The sequence below is a fragment of the Crassaminicella thermophila genome, assembly GCF_008152325.1.
GTDB lineage: Bacteria > Bacillota > Clostridia > Peptostreptococcales > Thermotaleaceae > Crassaminicella_A > Crassaminicella_A thermophila.
In genome coordinates, this window is sequence record NZ_CP042243.1 from 1,689,959 (window position 1) to 1,711,545 (window position 21,587).

The 21,587-nt window shown below is 30.0% G+C and carries 21 protein-coding genes and 1 pseudogene; all 22 read right to left on the reverse strand.

Features of this window, described 5'->3' with window-relative positions:
- Positions 1–22: 22 nt before the first annotated feature.
- On the reverse strand, positions 23–721 hold the full coding sequence (locus tag FQB35_RS08190) for a diacylglycerol kinase (RefSeq protein WP_148809511.1): 699 nt from the start codon (positions 719–721) through the stop codon (positions 23–25).
- A 2-nt stretch (positions 722–723) separates the two neighbouring features.
- A complete protein-coding gene (gene ybeY, locus FQB35_RS08195) occupies positions 724–1,179 on the reverse strand; it encodes an rRNA maturation RNase YbeY (RefSeq protein WP_148809512.1) in 456 nt (151 codons plus the stop codon).
- Positions 1,180–3,276 carry an HD family phosphohydrolase gene (locus FQB35_RS08200; RefSeq protein WP_231701763.1) on the reverse strand — a complete coding sequence of 699 codons (2,097 nt, stop codon included), beginning with the start codon at positions 3,274–3,276 and terminating at the stop codon, positions 1,180–1,182. It abuts the gene before it with no gap.
- 21 nt (positions 3,277–3,297) lie between these two features.
- Positions 3,298–4,269, reverse strand: coding sequence for a PhoH family protein (locus tag FQB35_RS08205; RefSeq protein ID WP_148810802.1), 972 nt, complete (start codon positions 4,267–4,269; stop codon positions 3,298–3,300).
- 52 nt (positions 4,270–4,321) lie between these two features.
- Positions 4,322–5,512, reverse strand: coding sequence for a sporulation protein YqfD (gene yqfD / locus FQB35_RS08210; RefSeq protein ID WP_148809513.1), 1,191 nt, complete (start codon positions 5,510–5,512; stop codon positions 4,322–4,324).
- A 12-nt stretch (positions 5,513–5,524) separates the two neighbouring features.
- Positions 5,525–5,803: a sporulation protein YqfC gene (gene yqfC, locus FQB35_RS08215; RefSeq protein WP_148809514.1), complete on the reverse strand. Its 279-nt coding sequence runs from the start codon at positions 5,801–5,803 to the stop codon at positions 5,525–5,527.
- A 127-nt stretch (positions 5,804–5,930) separates the two neighbouring features.
- A complete protein-coding gene (locus tag FQB35_RS08220; protein WP_148809515.1) occupies positions 5,931–6,347 on the reverse strand; it encodes a hypothetical protein in 417 nt (138 codons plus the stop codon).
- Between the two features lie 54 nt (positions 6,348–6,401).
- Entirely contained in the window at positions 6,402–7,382 is a 981-nt protein-coding gene (floA, locus tag FQB35_RS08225) for a flotillin-like protein FloA (RefSeq protein ID WP_148809516.1), read from the reverse strand.
- A 12-nt stretch (positions 7,383–7,394) separates the two neighbouring features.
- On the reverse strand, positions 7,395–8,717 hold the full coding sequence (locus FQB35_RS08230) for an NfeD family protein (RefSeq protein ID WP_148809517.1): 1,323 nt from the start codon (positions 8,715–8,717) through the stop codon (positions 7,395–7,397).
- 136 nt (positions 8,718–8,853) lie between these two features.
- Complete coding sequence (locus tag FQB35_RS08235) at positions 8,854–9,297, reverse strand: GatB/YqeY domain-containing protein (RefSeq protein WP_148809518.1); 444 nt, start codon at positions 9,295–9,297, stop codon at positions 8,854–8,856.
- A gap of 20 nt (positions 9,298–9,317) precedes the next feature.
- A complete protein-coding gene (gene rpsU, locus FQB35_RS08240) occupies positions 9,318–9,497 on the reverse strand; it encodes a 30S ribosomal protein S21 (RefSeq protein ID WP_148809519.1) in 180 nt (59 codons plus the stop codon).
- 123 nt (positions 9,498–9,620) lie between these two features.
- Entirely contained in the window at positions 9,621–9,962 is a 342-nt protein-coding gene (locus FQB35_RS08245; RefSeq protein WP_148809520.1) for a histidine triad nucleotide-binding protein, read from the reverse strand.
- 90 nt (positions 9,963–10,052) lie between these two features.
- Positions 10,053–11,363 carry a tRNA (N(6)-L-threonylcarbamoyladenosine(37)-C(2))-methylthiotransferase MtaB gene (mtaB, locus tag FQB35_RS08250; protein WP_148809521.1) on the reverse strand — a complete coding sequence of 437 codons (1,311 nt, stop codon included), beginning with the start codon at positions 11,361–11,363 and terminating at the stop codon, positions 10,053–10,055.
- Positions 11,364–12,122, reverse strand: coding sequence for a 16S rRNA (uracil(1498)-N(3))-methyltransferase (locus FQB35_RS08255; RefSeq protein ID WP_148809522.1), 759 nt, complete (start codon positions 12,120–12,122; stop codon positions 11,364–11,366). It lies immediately after the preceding gene.
- Complete coding sequence (prmA, locus tag FQB35_RS08260; protein WP_148809523.1) at positions 12,119–13,072, reverse strand: 50S ribosomal protein L11 methyltransferase; 954 nt, start codon at positions 13,070–13,072, stop codon at positions 12,119–12,121. Before prmA ends, FQB35_RS08255 begins: the two co-directional genes overlap by 4 nt.
- Positions 13,073–13,201: 129 nt before the next feature.
- Positions 13,202–14,333: pseudogene (gene dnaJ, locus FQB35_RS08265) on the reverse strand (molecular chaperone DnaJ).
- 125 nt (positions 14,334–14,458) lie between these two features.
- Positions 14,459–16,276: a molecular chaperone DnaK gene (gene dnaK, locus FQB35_RS08270; RefSeq protein ID WP_148809524.1), complete on the reverse strand. Its 1,818-nt coding sequence runs from the start codon at positions 16,274–16,276 to the stop codon at positions 14,459–14,461.
- A gap of 35 nt (positions 16,277–16,311) precedes the next feature.
- Complete coding sequence (grpE, locus tag FQB35_RS08275) at positions 16,312–16,872, reverse strand: nucleotide exchange factor GrpE (RefSeq protein WP_148809525.1); 561 nt, start codon at positions 16,870–16,872, stop codon at positions 16,312–16,314.
- A gap of 117 nt (positions 16,873–16,989) precedes the next feature.
- Positions 16,990–18,012 carry a heat-inducible transcriptional repressor HrcA gene (gene hrcA / locus FQB35_RS08280; protein ID WP_148809526.1) on the reverse strand — a complete coding sequence of 341 codons (1,023 nt, stop codon included), beginning with the start codon at positions 18,010–18,012 and terminating at the stop codon, positions 16,990–16,992.
- Positions 18,013–18,115: 103 nt separating this feature from the next.
- Positions 18,116–19,252, reverse strand: a complete 1,137-nt coding sequence (gene hemW, locus FQB35_RS08285; RefSeq protein ID WP_148809527.1) for a radical SAM family heme chaperone HemW — start codon at positions 19,250–19,252, stop codon at positions 18,116–18,118.
- 42 nt (positions 19,253–19,294) lie between these two features.
- The gene (lepA, locus tag FQB35_RS08290; protein ID WP_148809528.1) at positions 19,295–21,109 is read right to left on the reverse strand and encodes a translation elongation factor 4; all 1,815 of its coding nucleotides are present in this window, start codon (positions 21,107–21,109) and stop codon (positions 19,295–19,297) included.
- A 100-nt stretch (positions 21,110–21,209) separates the two neighbouring features.
- Positions 21,210–21,542, reverse strand: a complete 333-nt coding sequence (locus tag FQB35_RS08295; protein WP_168198288.1) for a hypothetical protein — start codon at positions 21,540–21,542, stop codon at positions 21,210–21,212.
- Positions 21,543–21,587 lie beyond the last annotated feature (45 nt).

The following is a 21,587-nucleotide window of genomic DNA, read 5'->3' on the forward strand; positions in this document are numbered from 1 at the left end:
GAAGTAGTCAATTCTACTCCCCCTAATAAATAATTTGAAAAATAAATATCGTAATAAATATACCTAAAATAGCTCCAATCGTGACCTCAAAAAAATTATGAATTCCTGCTTCAATTCTACTTTGTGCAACTAGTATTGCTAAAAGTAAGCATAGTGAAGTAACCAATGTATTTTCAGATATAAAAGCTATAGAGGTAAGAATTGAAAATGCAATAGCTGTATGCCCACTAGGCATTCCTCCTCTTAAAGGAGTTCCTTCTCCAATATATGCTTTTATACTAATAACAATAAAAATTACAATTAGCAAACTAATAAATGTAGTATGAATAGGCATTTTTCTTACTTTATGCAAAACTATTTCTATAGCCCAATTAAATTTATCAAAAAATATAATGTAAGCAACAACAATCGCATTCAAAGCAGATATAAATACTGCTCCTGCAGCTACGTTTTTTGAGATTTTTGCCAATTCATGGTACTGATCTGTAATTAAATCTATAGCTGCTTCAATAGCAGTATTTATCATTTCAGCAATAATAACTAAAGCTATTGTAAAAAATAGCACTAAAATTTCAAGTTTAGATAAGTCAAAGAACAAACTTAAAAATAATACAAGTACTGCCATTGTAAAATGTATTCTCATATTTCGTTGGGTTTTTAAGGTATAGATAATTCCATCAATCGCATAATTAAAACTATCTATTAATTTTCTTACTTTCATTCTTATTCTCTTAATATACCCATTTCTTTTAAAACTTCTTCTTCTTTTTGTCTCATTATTTTTCTATTTTCTTCTGTATCATGATCATACCCAAACAAATGAAACATACTATGGACAGTTAGAAACAGTACTTCTCTTTCAAAAGAATGACAAAACTCTATAGATTGTTCTTTTGCTTTTTCTAAAGAAATTACAATATCCCCTAAACAAGTATGTTCATTAATTTCTTTTATATTTTCATATTGTGGAAAAGATAATACATCTGTAGACTTATCCACCCCTCTATAAGTTTTATTTAATTCATGGATTTCTTTATTGTCAACAAAAGATACACTTACTTCTACATCCTTACATACTCCTTCTTTTTGTAAGCATAAATCAATAGCTTTTATAATTAAGTTTTCAATTTCTCTATCATATTCTATTACTGTTTGTCGATTATCTATCATTACTTCCATTTATTCAACCACCTCTTCCTTTTTTATATTAAGTTCTGGATATTCTATTCTCTCATGGAATATTCCCATTAAAACTGTTATAAAAGATGATGCTATTTTTTCTAAATCTTTTAAAGTTATATCACATTCGTCTAATTGATGATCATTAAGCTTATCTTCAATAATTTTATCTATTAACTTTTTTATTTTTTCACTATTTGGTTCTGGCATACTTCTTACAGCTGCTTCTATAGAGTCAGCAAGCATTACAATAGCAGCTTCTCTTGATTGAGGTCTTGTCCCATTATAACGAAAATCTTTTTCATCTACTTCTTTATTTTTTTCATCATTTATTGCTTTATGATAAAAGTATTTTACTAAAGTATTGCCATGATGTTGCTCAATAATATCAATAATTTCTTGAGGCAACTTATATTTTTTTGCAATTTCTATTCCATCATCCACATGACTTGTTATAATCATAGCACTCAAACTTGCAGTGATCTTATCATGAGGATTTTCACTAGTCAATTGATTTTCTTTAAATAAATAGGGTCTTTTTAACTTGCCTATATCATGATAAAAAGCACTTACTCTAGCAAACAGTCCATTAGCCCCTATAGCATCAGCTGCTGCTTCACTTAAATTTCCTACAATAATGCTATGATGATATGTCCCTGGTGCCTCTAACAAAAGTTTTTTAAGTATTGGATGGTTTGGATTTGATAATTCTAATAATTTTAATGGGGTTAAAATATGAAAAGCAGATTCCCATAATGGTAAAGATCCTATTGTTAGTATGGCACAAAATATTCCATTTAATATTCCATAAAAACTGTCCGTTAACACTTTAGATAGTTCATAATGATTTATTAAGCCTAACCCAATTATGATCATCATATTACAAATACTCACAATTAACCCAGATAAAAAAATATTTGATCTCTGATGGGTATGTGTAACACTAAATGCACCTACTGTTCCACCTATAAGGCTTGTAATAAAAAATCCAATATTATTACCACTACTTAATGTAAGTAGCACTGTCATAATCAAATTAACAGCTATAGCCAATCTCGAATCAATTAAAATTCCTATTAACATAGCTGATGCTGCTACAGGTGTAGCATAACATGAAATTTTATAAGTTGTTTTAGATAATAAATAAACAGATAAAAATATAATAAATATAAGATAAAGTTTTGATAAAGATGTAAGAATATCTCTATTAAATACATAAATATATGCAATTAACAAAACTTCAGCAATGATTACTAAAATAGCTATCCCAAAATATAGAGAATAATCTTTATTTCCCTGCTGCTTTGTAATTCCAGCATCTTTTAAAAGCTTCAATTGCTCCTCGGTTATAATATCCCCTTTATTTACAATAATGCTTCCCTTTTTTACTATAACTTTTTCAACAGCATTTTTCGCCTCATCAATTTTTTGTCGTGTTGTTTCAACATCCAAAAAACGATTAGGTTTAATAGATGTATTTACTATTTTTATTCCTAATAATTTAATTTTGTCTGAAAATTCTTTAAGTCCTTTAAAGTAATTTTCAATTGCTATTTTTTCTTTTTCTAATTCTTCTAATTTGATACCTGTAGACATAACTTGTGTAATAATTTCATATATATAACTTTCAATATTTTTTAGTTCCTTTTCTGAAGCTACAAGCATTAATGATAATTCTTTTTCACTTAAATTTAACTCATTTTTTTTTATTAATAAAGACAATTTTTCTTCATTTGTAATATCTTGTAAATTGCGAATCTGATAAGCATTTTTAAAGAATTTTTCAATTTTTTTCTTTATATCAATCTGAATTGTTGGATCAATTTTCTCCCTAGGTTCCACAGACTTAATAGCTTTTTCTATAAGCCTGTTTGTTGCAATTTTATTTTCTATATCTCTAGGAGCTCTTAGATCTGCAGGGGATTTTTGTCCTACTTGTAATTCATATTTTTCTGGTGCAAGACTTGTGAGCATACTAATAAAAATCAAAAGAAAAAAAATACTTGTAAGCATAATTTTATTTACCAGTTTTTTACGAAAAAATCTTATTACTACCATATTGTTTATCTTATGCACCATATGTGTAAAAAGAGTCATATAAGTTTCCCCCTAGTTTATCTATCTTTTCCTATGCTTATTCTTTTTATCCACAACCTCTTTATTTTTTTCATACATATCATAGGCTTTTATAATCCTTTGTACCAATGAATGCCTTACTACATCATTTTCATTGAAAAATACAAAACCTATTCCTTCTACATCAGATAGAATCTTTATTGCCTGCTTTAAACCTGATTCTTTCCCCTTTGGTAAATCTATTTGTGTTATATCTCCAGTTACAATAGCTTTTGAGCCCACACCTAGTCTTGTTAAGAACATTTTCATTTGTTCTTTTGTTGTATTCTGAGCTTCATCTAAAATAATAAAAGAATCATTTAATGTTCTACCTCTCATATATGCTAATGGAGCTACTTCTATCATTCCTCTTTCCTTATATTTTAAGAATGTTTCTCCTCCTAAAATATCATACAAAGCATCATAAAGCGGTCTTAAATAAGGATCTACTTTTTCCTGTAAATCTCCAGGCAAAAAACCTAAGCTTTCACCAGCTTCCACAGCAGGTCTTGTAAGAATAATCCTACTTACTTCTTTATTTTTAAAAGAACTTACTGCCATAGCCATAGCTAAATAGGTCTTACCTGTTCCTGCAGGCCCAATACCAAATACTACATCATTATTTTTTATACTTTCAGTATACTTTTTTTGTCCTAAAGTCTTAGGTTTTATTTGTTTTCCTTTAGAACTTATACAAATTACATCTTCTAATAACCCTTGAATTTTATCTTCCTGTCCTTCTTGAAGAAGTTTTATAGAATAATTTATTTTCTGACTATCTAATGTTTCACCTGACTCTAATATTTGAATAAGTCTATATATAAGTTTTTCTGTAATCTCGGCTTCTTTTGGACTTCCAATAATTACAATTTCTCCCTTTCTAGATACAATATTAACATTAAATGTATTTTCAATAATTTTAATATTCGCATCAAAATTACCAAATAACTCTTTCGTATAATCAATTTCATTCATGCTAATTCTTTTTTCTATTATTTTTTCTTCCAATCAAAGATCCTCCTTAAGATTAATTTATAGTTGAAATTCTTTGCTTTTTCCCTATTTGTTCTAATGCTTCAATGGTTAATTTTGCCCTTATAATATTTCCTTCTTGATAAAATTTTATATCTTTATTTAATATCTTTACATTTTTAGGCATCTTCTTAACTAGATTAACCATCATTCTTTCTTGTAATGCTTTTTTTGCAGTGCTTTTATCAATTATTTCTTTTTTTTCAATGGCTTCATAGTATTCTTCAATAATAATTTCGACAGGAATTTTAATATTCCTCCAACCAGTAAAACTTTTATTCCTCTTCTCAATTATAACATTATTATATGGTATTTCTCCTAAACTTGATATAATTTGATTATTTCCAATTTTTATAATTTTTCTTTCAACTTTATTTCCTGTTTTTACTTTTTTTATTCTTACTAAGCTAATTTTATCATTCTCTTCATAATAGGTCTTTGCAAACACATCTCCTAATGCATGTACATATCTTGTTTCAAGTCCTTCTCTTTGGATCACTCCTGTTATTAGTATTTGTCCTTTCTTTACAATATCCCCTTTTTGTACAAGTGCATCACCATTCTTTGCAATTATTTTCTCGATTACCCCTTTTTTTATAGCAACAATATCACATGGAATATCTTTTGGAATCTTTTTTGGCGGATCTACTTTTTCTACAACTTCTATAATTGCTTTTGTTCCTTGTATTTGAATTCCAACCCAAGCTAAGTTTTTTAATTCTATCATCATATTATTTTCTATATCGGAAATATCTAACTTATACTTAAAAACACCACGATATAGACCTAATGTATTAAGATGTTCTTTTATTTCTTCTTTTGATATATCTTGATTTCCAATTATTTCAATATCCCATATAAAAGAAGTAGCAAATACAATAATAAATATAGAAATAATAAATCCAATAATAAACATTTTTCTTGCACTAATTTTATGCATAAAAAAAGGATAGCCTATTTTTTGACTGATTTTTACTCTGCACCCTGCTCTTTTTACAATATGTCTAAGTTCTTTATATCCTTTTAACCCTATCTTTGCTTCAAGAGTTGTATAGTCTATTCGAACAATATCCCAAAGATATATTCCCTTTGCAATAGCAAAATTAATAAACTTTTCTAATGCTAACCCCTCAATTTTAATTACAACATAACCTCTAAAAAAATTCCATAGCTTTACAATAAGCACGTCCCTCCCTCCTTATCCTATAAACTCAACATTCTCAATATTTCCACATATAATAATTTCTTCTGTTATAATTGTTTTAATAGATAGATCTTTTCCTGTTATTCTAATTACACCACTTTTTGTATTAACTCTTATTTTAAGCTTAGAATACTCAATAATCCCTTTATGATTTTCTATATATAGTTGTAAATTTCCTAATAAAGTAATCCTAGGAAGATCTAACATAATATCTTTGGGAAGTTCTAATAATTCAGCCACACTTTCTTTAATCTCTTTAGTTCTGCTTTTCATAAGGACACTCCCCCTTCATATATAGTAAGTTTATGCATTGGAATAATACTGTATTACTCTATTTTAAATGTACTCTTTTCTAATATTTTTAACTTAAAAAAGCTATGGAAATTATTCCCATAGCTTTTTATCTCCTTAAAGATTTTGGTTTTCCTAATACCTCTGACATAATAATACCATTAAATAAATTTCTTTCATTTAATAAAACATTTTTCTTTATTCGTTTACTATCTTTTATCACATATTCTGTTTCGCTTTTAATTTTTTCTCTTTTTATCTCCTTCTTATATTCCTTATTTATTTCTATTTTAGATTTACAAATTTCATTTTGATTCGTATTTTTCTCTTCTAAAACCATATTTTCATTTTTTTCATCAGATATATACTTTGTTTTCTTTAATTCATTTACATGTGAGAAATCTTTTTCTATTCTTTTCTCTTTTTTTGGCTTTTTAACTTCATCTTTTTTATTAAAATTTTTTATTTTTCCTATCAACGTAATAATTAATATTAAAATTGGCAGAATATCTTCCATAATATCCATAATCTCACATCCTTTAAACTGCCAAGCATCATTTTTTACTTACTTCTTCTCATTTTAATTCACATCATCTTCTTTATTAATTTTTGATATAGTCTTTCTCATATTTGTATCTGCCATAATATTTTGCATATGATAGTAATCCATTACACCGAGTTTTCCCTCTCTTAAAGCTTGAGCCATAGCTTTAGGTACTTCAGCTTCAGCTTCAACAACTTTTGCACGCATTTCTTGAACAGCAGCAACCATCTCTTGTTCCCTTGCTACAGCCATAGCACGCCTTTCTTCTGCCTTTGCTTGAGCAATCCTCTTATCCGCTTCAGCCTGATCTGTTTGAAGTTGTGCACCAATATTTCTTCCTATATCCACATCTGCAATATCAATAGATAAAATTTCAAAAGCTGTACCTGCATCTAATCCTTTTAATAAAACTGTTTTTGAAATCAAATCTGGATTTTCTAATACTTCTTTATGTGTAGCTGCAGAACCAACAGTAGTAACAATTCCTTCTCCAACTCTAGCTATAATTGTTTCTTCCCCAGCTCCTCCAACAAGTCTCTCAATATTTGCTCTTACCGTTACTCTTGCTTTTACCATTACTTCTATTCCATCTTTTGCAACTGCTGAAACTTTTGGAGTCTCTATTACTTTAGGATTAACACTTACCTGAACTGCACTCAAAACTTCCCTACCTGCTAAATCAATTGCTGCTGCTCTTTCAAATTCTAAAGCTATATCAGCCCTTTGTGCTGCAACAAGTGCATCTACTACACTATTTACATTTCCTCCTGCAAGATAATGGGCTTCTAATTTATCAATATCTAAATTTAATCCTGCTTTTGTAGCTTTAATAAGCGGATTTACAATTCTTGATGGAGATACTCGTCTAAATCTCATACCAATTAAAGTAAAAAATCCAATTTTCACACCTGAAAAATATGCTGTAATCCATAATCCTACAGGTATAAAACTCAAAAGTAATCCTAATAACATAAGTACAACAATAGCTAAAATTCCAAAACCAATAATAGATGACATATTCATAACCTCCTAACTAATTTTTTTCACTATAATTTTTCTTCCTTCTACTTTCATAACCTTTATTTTTGTATTAATTTCTATATATTCACCTTCAGTTACAACATCTATTCTTATATCATTAACGACTGCAATTCCAGCAGGGCGTAAAGGCGTAACAGTTATACCTTCTAATCCTAGTAAAAATTTGTTTTCTTTAGTAGATATAAAACCTTTTTCTTTTCTTAATTCAGTTCCAAGAACAATTTTATCAAAATATCTATTTTTAGGTCCATATTTTAGTAGTAGTATAGCTACAATAATTGTTAGAATAAAAGCAATTGCTAAAGATGTAACCCCAAGAATAATAGAGTCTGAAGATACAATTATACTAACAATTATACACAAAATCCCACCAATTCCTGGTGCACCAAATCCTGGTGCGACAGCTTCTATTAATAACAGCGTTATACCCACAATAAAAATCAAAATAATCCCAAAGTTTGCATTACCTGCTAACATGCTTCCACCAAAAAAAATAGTAAAAGCAATTAAACCGATTGTACCCCCAATACCAAAACCAGGTGTAAGAAATTCTACTATTAATCCAATAAATCCTATACTTAATATAATAGGAAGAAATACAGAACTAGTAACTCCTTGTGCTAACATCATTTTAAAATCTGGTTTGATATTAATAATATTCGTATATTCAATATCAAATTCATTTAGTATATCATCATAATCATTTGATATAAAATCAATAAATCCTAGCTCTTTTGCTTCTTTTGTTGTTAAGTTTAATAATTCACCCTCTTTCGTTATATATCTATCTGGATTGTTAGGATCTTTTATTTCTATTCGTCTGTCTGCCATAGATTCAATCAACCTTGATTCTCTTCCTCTTTGCTCAGAAGTTGTTCTTAGTTCCCCTTTCCAGTAAGAAATATTTTTCTCAGTATATGGAATAGTTTCAGCAGAACCAATAGTACTTCCATTGTTCATAACAATATGTTCTGATGCAATAGTAATTAAGACTCCTGCAGATTCTGCTTTATTATTTACAAAAGAAATAGTACATAAAGGTGTTTTCATAATAGCATCTCTTATTTGGGTAGCTTGGTTAATCATTCCTCCTAATGTATCAATTTCAAATATAATTGCTACAGAATGAGGATCATTTTCTGCATCATTAATTGCACTTTTTACAAATTTAGTAACCGCTGGATTAATTTCTCCCTTTATAGGAATAACATATACATTTTTTTCATTTTCAGCATAAACATATATACTAGACAATATGCTAAAAATTATAATAAAAAATAGAATAATAGATTTTATATAACATCTTCTCAAATAATCACCTCCCTTAGAGATTTCAACTCAATTATCTTTTGATATTACTATAATAGTATATTACTTTTTTTTACTTTAGAAAACAATTTTTGGAAAATTTAACGTAAAAAATGACCTAAGTTATACTTAGGTCATTTTACTGTAGATATTGCTTAACAATTTTATTCACAATTTTGCCATCAGCTCTACCTTTCACTTTTGGCATAATAGCTGACATAACTTTCCCCATATCTTTCATACTATTTGCTCCAACTTCTTGAATCGTTTGACTAACAATTTCTGAGACTTCTTCCTCTGTTAACTGTTGTGGCAAATAGTCCATCAAAATATCTATTTCAGCCTTTGCTTCATTTACCAAGTCATCTCTTTTTCCCTTAGCAAATTCTTCAATAGCATCTTTTTTTTGCTTTACTTGTTTTGCTATGATATCTAAAATTTCTTCATCATGAAGTTCAACTCTATTATCAATTTCATATTGCTTGATGGCAGATCTTACCATTGTTATAACAGATTTTTTAATTTTATTCTTCTCTTTCATAGCCTCTTTTAAATCAGCCATTAATCTCTCTTTGAGGGACATATGTCACACCTCTTTTTTTATTAGAATTTTTTCTTTCTTCTTGCAGCCTCAGCTTTTTTCTTACGTCTTACACTAGGCTTTTCGTAATGCTCTCTTTTTCTTATTTCTGATAAAACGCCAGCTTTAGCACATGAGCGCTTGAATCTGCGAAGAGCACTTTCAAGAGTTTCGCTTTCCCCAATTCTTATCTCTGTTGACATAGTTCTCCCTCCCTCCGCTAGCAAACTTGTGCTGTGCTCATTGGAACACCAAATAAAATCATTTAGAAATCCATATTAGCACTATGTTATTATACATGAAAATTATCATTTATGCAACTTTTTTTAACCTGGAGGCCATTGAAGTTGTCTTCCTCCTAAAAGGTGAAAATGTATATGATTTACAGTCTGTCCACCTAATTCTCCACAATTATTTACAACTCTATAACCATCTTCTAAACCCAATTCTTTAGCAATATTTTTTATAGAAAGAAGAATATGGCCTAAAAGTTCCTTATGTTCTTCATAAATATGATCAATAGATTGTATGTGCTTTTTTGGAATAACAATAACATGTGTAGGAGCTTGAGGCTCTATATCATGAAAAGCCATTATGTCGTCATCTTCATATACAACTTTCGATGGAATTTCCTTTGAGACAATCTTGCAAAAAATACAATCAGCCATTTCATTCACCTCCTTTTAAAAACTACAAACACCTACCAATTTCATATTCAACAGAAGTTAAAAAAATCCTTCTTAATAGAAAAATTATCCTTATATTTCACTTACTAATTTTCCTATAACTACTTCTCCTGATATTTTTTCTAATTCTACTTTTAAAAGTTTTCCTTCTAAATTCTTTTTTGCTTTACATAATACACGTATATAGTTGTCTGTTAATCCTTCATAATAACCTTTCATATCATTACTCTCAATTTCAAAAAGAACGCCTCTTATTGTTGAAACAAATTTTTTATTATATGATATTAAACTTTCTTTTGCTAAATTTATTAATTTTTCACTTCGAATATTCTTAATCTTAGAAGGTACCTGGTTCTCAAACTTAGCTGCTGGTGTTCCCCTTCTTGGAGAATATTTAAACACATGTATCTGGCTAAAGCCAATTTCTTGAACAAATTTCATTGTGTTCTCAAATTCTTCCTCTGTCTCTCCAGGAAATCCTACCATAATATCTGTGGTAATTGATACTTCAGGCATATATTTTCTTAATCTATCTACAATCTTTTTGTATTCACTAGTAGTATATTTTCTATTCATTCTCTTAAGAGTCTCATCGCATCCACTTTGTAAAGATAAATGAAAATGTTGGCATACTTTTTTCATTTTTAATAATTCTATAATAAATTCTTCTGTCATGATGGTTGGTTCAATAGAACTTAGTCTAATTCGTTCTATTCCCTCAACCTCATGTACTCCATAAATTACATCTAATAAAGAAGTATTTTTTAAATCTTTGCCATAGGATGCTACATGAATCCCAGTAAGTACAACTTCTTTGAAACCATTATCCGCTAGACGCCTTACTTCCCTTACAATGTCTTCTAATTTTCTACTTCGAATAGGCCCTCTAGCATATGGAATAATACAATACGTACAATATTGATTACACCCCTCTTGAATTTTAAGAAAAGCTCTCGTTTTTCCTTTTACTTCTCCTATGGTCATTTCTTCAAATTCTTGAATTTCCATAATATTTCCAACTGCATTAATAATGTCATTTTCCTCTTGGGCTTTTTCTACATATTCAACAATTTTTTTTCTGTCATTTGTTCCTAAGACTATATTTACACCCTCAATAGCAGATACTTCTTCAGGTGCCGTTTGTGAATAGCATCCTACAACTGCTATAATAGCATTTGGATTCTCTCTTTTTGCCCTACGAATAAATTGTCTTGATTTTCTATCTCCTAAGTTTGTAACTGTACAAGTATTGATTACATATACATCAGCATTTGACTCACTATTCACAATTTCATAGCCAGCTTTTTCAAAAATTTCTCCCATAGCCTCTGTTTCATATTGATTAACTTTGCAACCAAGGGTATAAAATGCTACTTTCTTCATCTATATGCCTCCTAAATCACCTATCTCATACATCAATATACTTAATGCTACAAAACCTGCAGTCTCTGTTCTTAATATTCTAGGCCCTAAAGTAATAGGCAAAGTCCCTTTTTCTTGTGCTCCTATAATCTCACTTTTTTCAAATCCACCTTCAGGACCAATAATAATAGCTATTTTTTTATAATCCTTATTCTTTTTTATAAGCCTTTTTAAACCTGTATTTTTTTCCTGCTCATATGGTATGATACTTAAATCATACTCTGATAACAACTTTAGCATTTCTTTAAATGGAATAGGATTTCCTATATTAGGAATAATCCCTCTTTTACATTGCTTTGCAGCAGCCTCTGCAACTTTTTGCCATCTTTCAATTTTTTTTGCCTCTGCTTTTTTATCCTTTATCTGAACAATTGTACGTTCTGTAATTATTGGAACAATTTTATGAATTCCTAATTCTGTGCACTTTTGTATAATAATATCCATTTTGCTTGACTTTGGTATCCCTTGAAAAAGAGTAATATCAACTTTTGGTTCAGTCTTAGCTACCTTTTTCTCTAGTATGTTTAATCTAATTTCTGACTTTAATAATGAAGATATTTTTCCAATATATTCATTTTTATTTCCATCACAAACCTCTATACAATCTCCCTCAGTAAGTCGTAATACTTTCTTAATGTGTTTTACATCTTCTATATCATTAATAATAATTTGTGCTTCTTCCTCTGAAATATTTTTTTCATCTACGAAAAATCTATTCATTTTTTATCGTCACCCTTTGGTTTAGAAACAACTACTGCCCATTCACCCATCTTATCAATGTTTATAACTTCCATTTTGTGTTTCTCTAAAGCTTTTACTACTTCATCGATTTTTTCATGAATAATACCAGAAGCTATAAAAATACCATCTTTTTTTATAAACTCTCTAATATAAGAAGATAAATAAATAATCACATCCGCAATAATGTTTGCAACAACAATATCAGCTTGTCCTGTAATAACATCCATCAGATTTCCATGCTTAATCTCTACATTATCATCCACACCATTTTCCACTACATTTCTCTTTGAAGCTTCAACAGCTACCTCATCTAAATCAACACCGATTACTTTTTTTGCTCCAAGTTTTGATGATACAATAGAAAGGATTCCACTTCCACAACCTATATCAAAAACTACATGATTTTCTTTTATGTATTTTTCTAAATTCTTTATACACATCATCGTTGTTTCATGGGTTCCTGTTCCAAATGCCATACCTGGATCTAGCTCTATAACAATCTCACCAGATGATGGTATATAGTCTTCCCAAGTAGGTTTTATAACCACCTTATCCCCAATTTTTTTAGGTTTATAATATTTTTTCCATGCATTTGCCCAATCTTCTTCATAAACTTCTGTTGTTGTCACTTCTCCTAACCCTTTATCTAGGTTATACTGTGGTATTTTTTCTACACTTTGTTTAATCAGTTCTATCTTATCTATTAAATCTTCACTTTCCGGAAGATATCCTTTAACAATAGCTCCTTCATAATCAGTTTCCAAAACTGATTCATCAACATAATCCCAATCCCCTAGCTCCTTTTCTTTAAAGATTGGATCATTAGGATCTTCTATAGCTACTCCTCCAACACCTACATCATACAAAATATTTGCTACTGCTTCAACAGCCTCCGTAGTCGTTTTAATTTTTACTTCTATCCATTTCATATACAAAACCTCCGTAGCTTTTAACTTTATGTGTATTATACCCTAGAACATATATATTTACCAGAAATTTATTAAAGATAAACCCGCCTGTTATAGAATTAAGCACCTAGTAATTACTAGGTGCTTAAGTTAAATCCCAAAAACATCCTTTACTTTATCAAAGAAAGTCTTTCTTTGTTCATGTACATCTTCTCCCATTACGTCAGCAAATTCTCTAAGTAGTTCTTTTTGTTTATCATTAAGCTTTTTAGGAACTTCTACAATAACTTTTACGTATTGATCTCCTCTTCCATAGCCTCTTAAGTTTGGTATTCCTTTTCCCTTTATCCTAAAGATAGTCCCACTCTGAGTACCTTCTGGAATCTTATACTTAATTCTTCCATCTATCGTTGGGACAACTAACTCGTCTCCTAGTGCTGCCTGTACAAAAGTAATCGGTATCTCACAGATTACATCATTTCCATCTCTTTTAAATATTTCATGAGGTTTTACCCTTAAAACGATGTATAAATCTCCTGCTGGACCACCTTTTTGTCCTGGCTCCCCTTCCCCTCTTAAAGGAATAACAGAACCAGTATCTACTCCTGCTGGAATTTTTATTTGAATTTTTCTCTTTTTCAATTCTTTTCCAGTCCCATTACATTTCAAGCAAGGACTCTCAATAATACTACCTTCTCCATTACATACATCACAAGTTTTTACGTTTACAAATTGCCCAAGTGGTGTTCTTGTTGCATAGCGTATCTCACCTGTCCCATTACATTTACTACATGTCTTTTTACTTGTTCCAGGCTTAGCTCCTGTACCATTACATACTGAACAGTTTTCATGTCTTGAAACGCTTACTTCCTTTTCTACTCCAAAAGCAGCTTCTTCAAAAGTTATAGCTAGCTCATATTTTAAGTCAGCACCCTTTTGAGGGCCTGCTTTTCTTCTAGAACTAAATCCACCACCAAACATATCGAATATATCGCCAAATATATCTTCAAATCCACCAAATCCAGATGCACCTCCAAATCCACCTTGAGCATTTGGATCTACACCTGCATGACCAAATTGATCGTATCTAGCTCTCTTATTTTTGATCACTTAAAACTTCATAGGCTTCATTTACTTCTTTGAATTTTTCTTCTGCTTTTTTATCCCCTGGATTTCTATCAGGATGATATTTCATAGCTAATTTTCTATATGCTCTTTTTATAGCTTGATCATCAGCCCCTCTATCTACACCTAATACCTCATAGTAATCTCTTTTGGACACTCTTCTCACCGCCTTTCTCTCAGGTTTTGTGAGAGTCACAAACTATATCAATTATATGAAAAATATAAGATTTTCGCAAGCCTTTTTACATTCACAAGGCACCCCTGTGGGTGCCTTATTCATCTTTATTTATCATCATCAACAACTTCATAATCTGCATCTACTACATTGTCATCTTTTTGATTTGCTGTATTTTGTCCCTCAGCAGCTGCTTGTTCATACATCTTTTGAGATAATACATGAAAAGCACTTGTTAATTCTTCTGTAGCTTTCTTTATTTCTTCCGTATTATCTCCTTCTAATGCTTTTTTAAGAGCTTCTAATTTTGATTCAACATTAGATTTATCCTCAGCACTAATTTTATCTCCTACTTCTTTTAATGCTTTTTCTGTTTCATAAACCATAGTATCTGCTTTATTTTTTGCTTCTATTGCTTCTTTTCGTTTTTTATCTTCCTCTGCAAATTTTTCAGCTTCTTTTATTTTTTTCTCAATTTCTTCATCACTTAAATTTGTTGAAGCAGTTATTGTAATCTTTTGCTCTTTACCAGTTCCCTTATCTTTTGCACTAACATTTACAATACCATTTGCATCAATATCAAAAGTTACTTCAATCTGAGGAACTCCTCTTGGTGCTGGCATAATCCCAGTAAGCTGGAATCTACCTAATGTAGTATTGTCAGCAGCCATTTGTCTTTCTCCTTGAAGCACATGAATATCAACTGCTGTTTGATTATCTGCTGCTGTAGAGAAAATTTGGCTCTTTCTTGTTGGAATTGTTGTATTTCTTTCAATAAGTTTTGTAAACACTCCTCCAAGTGTTTCAATTCCTAATGATAATGGTGTAACATCTAGTAGTAATACATCTTTTACTTCTCCTGTTAATACTCCAGCTTGTATTGCAGCACCAATTGCTACACATTCATCTGGATTTACACCTTTATAAGGGTCTTTTCCTGTAAGTTTCTTTACTGCTTCTTGTACTGCTGGTATTCTTGTTGAACCTCCAACTAGAATAACTTTATCTATATCTGCTGCTGTTAAATTTGCATCACTTAATGCTTTTCTTGTTGGCTCCATTGTAGCTTCCACTAAGTGAGCAGATAATTGATTAAACTTAGCTCTTGTTAAATCAATATTTAAATGTAGTGGACCTTCTGCTGTAGCTGTAATAAATGGAAGATTAATATTTGCTGTTTGCGTACTTGATAACTCTTTTTTTGCCTTTTCAGCAGCTTCTTTCAATCTTTGTAATGACATTTTATCTTTTCTTAAATCTACACCATGTTCTTTTTGGAATGATTCAGCTAAGAAATCTATGATTACCTGGTCAAAATCATCTCCACCAAGATGGTTGTTTCCATGAGTCGCTAATACCTCAAATACTCCATCCCCTAATTCTAATATAGAAACGTCAAATGTACCTCCACCTAAGTCAAATACCATTATTTTTTGATGCTCATTTTCTTTATCAAGTCCATATGCTAATGATGCTGCTGTTGGTTCATTGATAATTCTTTTTACTTCAAGACCTGCAATCTTTCCAGCATCTTTTGTAGCCTGTCTTTGACTATCTGTAAAATATGCAGGAACAGTAATAACTGCCTCTGTAACTTTTTCTCCTAAGTAACTCTCAGCATCTGCTTTTAACTTCATAAGAATCATTGCTGAAATATCTTGTGGAGTATACTCTTTCCCATCAATAATTTCCTTATGGTTAGTTCCCATATGTCTTTTTATAGAAATAATTGTTCTGTCTGGATTTGTAATCGCTTGTCTTTTTGCTGTTTCTCCAACAAGTCTTTCTCCATTCTTTGTAAATGCAACAACAGATGGTGTTGTTCTATTTCCTTCCGCATTTGGAATTACAACCGGTTCTCCACCTTCTAAAACTGCAACACATGAGTTAGTTGTTCCTAAGTCAATACCAATTACTTTACCCATTGTACAATTTCCTCCTTCATCTATATATAAATTTTTTATCTTACTACTTTTACCATACTTGGTCGAATAACCTTCCCATTTAATGTATATCCTTTTTGGAATACATCAAGGATTGTATTGCTTTCTTGTTGATCACTCTCTTCTTGCATAACTGCATGATGAAAATTCGGATCAAATTCTTTACCTAAAGCATCAATTTCTTCTACACCATTTTTTTTGAATATATCTAAAAATTGCTTTAGAATCATTTTAACACCTTCAGCAAATGACTCATCATTTGCTTCATCACTATGAGAAGTCACAGCTCTTTCTAAATTATCTACAATTGGAAGTAAATCCATTATCAATTTTTCATTTGCAAACTGATAAATATCGCTTTTTTCTTTTTCTACTCTCTTTTTAAAATTTTGAAAATCTGCAGTCATTCTCAAATATTTGTTGTTTAATTCTTCATTTTCTTCTTCAAGCTTTTTTAATTTCATGCTAAGCTCATGTAATTGTTCATCTTCTACTTGTTCACTAATTTCTTCTTTCGTAGCATCTAAATTACTTTTTACTTCATCATCTTTCATTTTTTCAAAATTTGTATCTTCCATTATTTTCACCTACCTATAATTACTTATATCATCTTTATGTAATTACTATCTATATCAAAACAAAAGACATAGATATAGTGCAAAATAAACTATCTTGCACCATATCCATATTCTTTTTTAACGATTATTTAGCAAATCTGTCAAATTTTTTGTCACATAATCTACAACAGAAACAATATGTTCATAATTCATTCTTGTAGGTCCAATAACACCTATCTTGCCTACAATCATTCCATTTACTTTATATGTTGCTGTTACTAAGCTACAATCCTGCATTTCCTCATGCTTGTTTTCTTTACCAATAGTAACATCTATATCGTCCTTGCTATTTATTAATAAATCCATTATATGTTCTTTTTTGTCTAACATTTCCATAAAATCTCTTGCTTTTTCGATATTATGATACTCAGGCAAATTAAAAATATTCGTAACTCCATCTAAATATAATTGAACATTTACCATTTCTTCTAAAGTACTTATTAAAACAGGAGTTATTGTATCAATCAATGTATGAAACATGTTCATTTCCCTTTTTATATCTTCTACCTTTTGACATGTAATGTCACCAATAGTCAAACCCTTAAGCTTCATATTTAATATTTTGTTAATAATCATTAAATTATCATATGTGTACTTTTCATTCATTCTTAAAATTGCATTTCTTACAACTCCAGACTCTGATACAGTTACCAAAAGTACACTTTCATCATCAATAGGCACTAATTGAACAGACTTTAATTTGCTTTGTTCAAACTGTGGCGACAAAACAACAGATGTTAGTTTTGTCATTTGTGACAAAATTTTAGAAGTAGTTGCAATGATTTGCTCAAGCTCTCCTACACTTTGAATAAAACTTTTCTTTATGATATCCTTCTGTTTTTGAGCTAGTTTATCAATAATCATCAAGCTATCTACATATAGTCGATAACCCTTATCTGAAGGAATTCTTCCAGCAGAAGTGTGTGGTTGCTTTAAATACCCCATTTCTTCTAAATCTGCCATTTCGTTTCTTATAGTAGCAGCACTGATGCCTAAATCATATTTTTTCATTAAAGTTCTTGACCCAACAGGCTCAGCTGTAGAAATAAAATCCTTTATTATGGCCTGTAGAATTTTTAATTTTCTATCTCCCAGTTCCATAATATCACTCCCACTTGTTAGCACTCTCACTTGATGAGTGCTAAACTATTCTGATTTAAAATTATCACTAATAAAACCATTTGTCAATAACCTTTTTTTATTTTTAATCTAATAAAAAAGCTACAAAAACATGATTAGATAAATCTATTCCCTTTCTTGTTAATCGTATAACTTGATCGTCTACCTGCAATAACCCCTTTTCTTTTAAATCACAAATTTCATTAGAATACACTTTTAAAGGACTTATACCAAATTTTTTTGTAAATTTTTTAATACTTATTCCTTTCATCATTCTCAAACCGAGAAACATAGTTTCTGCAATTTCATCCTTTATTGAAATTTCTTCCTTATGCACACATATATTTTTTTTATCGATATTCTCTATATAATCTTTTAAATCTGTTGTGTTTGAATAGCGTATCTTATTTAGGTACGAATGAGCTCCCAAACCTAAACCAATATATTCTTCATTTTCCCAATATATCTTATTGTGAATACATTCTTGACCTTCCTTTGCAAAATTAGATATTTCATAATGTTTATATCCATTTTCTAATAGGTAATCTATCGTAAAATGATACATTTTTCTATCCTTTTCTTCATCAGGTAAATGTAGTTCTCCCTTTTTATACAACTGATTGAATACAGTTCCTTCTTCAATTTTTAAACTGTAAGCTGAAATATGTTCAGGTTTTAATGTTACAACATTTCTTAATGTCTCTTGCCAATGATTTATGCTTTGATTAGGAAGAGCAAACATAATATCTATATTTATATTTTTAAATCCTATTTCTCTTGCTAATAAATAGTTTCTAACAAATTCCTTACTATTGTGCACTCTTCCTAATTTTTTTAAAAGAAAATCCTGCCATGCTTGAAGCCCTATACTCAATCTATTGATGTTATGATTTAAATAATAACTAATTTTTTCTTTATTTAAAGTTCCAGGATTACTCTCTATTGAAAATTCTAAATCCTCTTTTAAATTAAAATTTGAATGTATACCATTTATTATTTTATCCATTTTATTAATAGAAATAATAGAAGGTGTTCCTCCACCTATAAATATAGATTTTATTTTACATTTTCTCAATTTTTCCTCATATATTTTCATTTCCTTTATTAATGCATCAATATATTTAGAAATCATCTCCTCTGTAGCACTAAAAGAACAAAAATCACAATATAAACACTTTTGAGCACAAAATGGTATATGAATATACATACCTATCTCTTTCATATTATCACCTCTATTGAAAGAAAATAGCCACCTATTTGGTGACTATTTATTATCATCATATTTTAATACAGCCATAAAAGCTTCTTGAGGAACTTCCACTGACCCTAATTGTCTCATACGTTTCTTACCTTCCTTTTGTTTCTCAAGAAGTTTCTTCTTTCTTGATATATCTCCACCATAACATTTTGCCAATACATCTTTTCTCATAGCTTTAATAGTCTCTCTAGCAATAACCTTAGAACCTATAGCAGCTTGAATAGGAATAGCGAACATGTGGCGTGGAATCACATCTTTTAGTTTTTCACAAACAACCCTTCCCCTACTTTCAGCTTTGCTTTCATGTACAATCATTGAAAAAGCATCTATTACTTCTTTATTTAATAATATATCCATTTTTACAAGTTTAGACCTTTGATATCCTTTGAATTCATAATCTAGTGAACCATATCCTCTTGTTTTAGATTTTAATGCATCAAAGAAATCATAAACTACCTCATTTAATGGAAGTTCGTAATGAAGCGATACCCTTTTTTCATCTAGATATTCCATATTCTTCATTATACCTCTTCGATCTTGACATAACTCCATAACATTTCCAACATATTCATTTGGCAACATAATTTGAGCATCTACAATAGGTTCTTCCATAAATTGTATTTCTTGGCTTGGAGGTAAATTTGTTGGATTTTGAACCATTAGTACCTCTCCATTTGTTTTAGTCACTCTGTATATAACACTTGGAGAAGTTGTAATCAAATCCAAATTAAATTCTCTTTCTAATCTTTCTTGAATAATTTCCATATGCAAAAGACCTAAAAAACCACATCTGAATCCAAATCCTAAAGCATTTGAAGTTTCTGGTTCGAATTCTAATGCTGCGTCATTTACTTGTAATTTTTCTAAAGCGTCTCTTACATTTTCATATTTTTCCCCTTCTGCTGGATATATACCACAATACACCATAGGCACTACCTTTTTATATCCTGGTAGAGGTTCTTTCGCAGGATTTGATGCAGAAGTAATAGTATCCCCGACCTGTGTATCTTTTACATTTTTTATACTAGCTGTTATATATCCAACTTCTCCAGCTTTAAGCTCATCAACAGCCATTGGCCTTGGAATAAATACACCTACTTCATTTACTTCAAACTTTTTACCAGTAGCCATCATTAAAATCTTATCTCCTGGTCTTACAGTTCCTTCCTTTACTCGCACATAAGCTATAACACCTTTATAACTATCATAATAAGAATCAAAAATCAACGCCTTTAATGGAGCATCTTCATCTCCAGTTGGTGCAGGAACTTTTTTTACAATAGCTTCTAAAACGTCTTCAATATTCAAACCTTCTTTTGCTGATACAAGTGGAGCATCACTAGCATCTATTCCAATAATTTCTTCTATTTCATTTTTAATTTCATCTGGTCTAGCACTAGGCAAATCAATCTTATTAATAACAGGTATTATCTCCAAATTTTGATCAAGAGCCAAATACACATTTGCTAATGTTTGTGCTTCAACTCCCTGTGCTGCATCTACTACTAACACAGCACCTTCACAAGCAGCCAAGCTTCTTGATACCTCATAAGTAAAGTCTACATGTCCTGGTGTATCAATTAGATTTAATATATATTCTTCACCTTTATTATTTTTATAGATTAAACGAGTTGTTTGAAGTTTTATAGTAATGCCACGTTCTCTCTCTAAATCCATGCTGTCTAATATTTGATTTTTCATCTCTCTTTGAGTGAGTAAACCTGTCTTTTCAATCAATCTATCAGCAAGGGTAGATTTTCCATGATCAATATGGGCAATAATACTAAAATTACGTATCTTTTGTTGACGATTACTGCTCATTCCTACTCCTCCTCTATACACTTTCCGATAATCTTTACCATTATATCATAATTCATTCCTATCGTATAGAGTCCTCATATTTAAAAAATAAATAACCAGGCTAGTAGCCCGGTCGTTTATTTTTTATTAACACCTCTACAAAACCATTGATTTCGTTTTTAACATATCTGTATGTATCATAAATTTTTTGTTCATCTATATAGAATTTATCTCCACAAAAACTTATTTCATACATTCTTTCATTTATTTTATTAAATCCAAAAACTTTAGGTTCTTTAAGCATCATCATAGAGCGAAAAGAGTTATCTACAATCCAAATACCGCTTATTAATAAAAAAATTAAAAACAGAATACAAATAAATCTGCTCTTTATTCTTTTTTTGTTGCTTTTTTTTATATTTTTTTCTAATTTTTTTCTTTCAACTCTACTCAATTTTATCACCAGTACTATTTTAGCCTATAAATAAATTTCTTATAC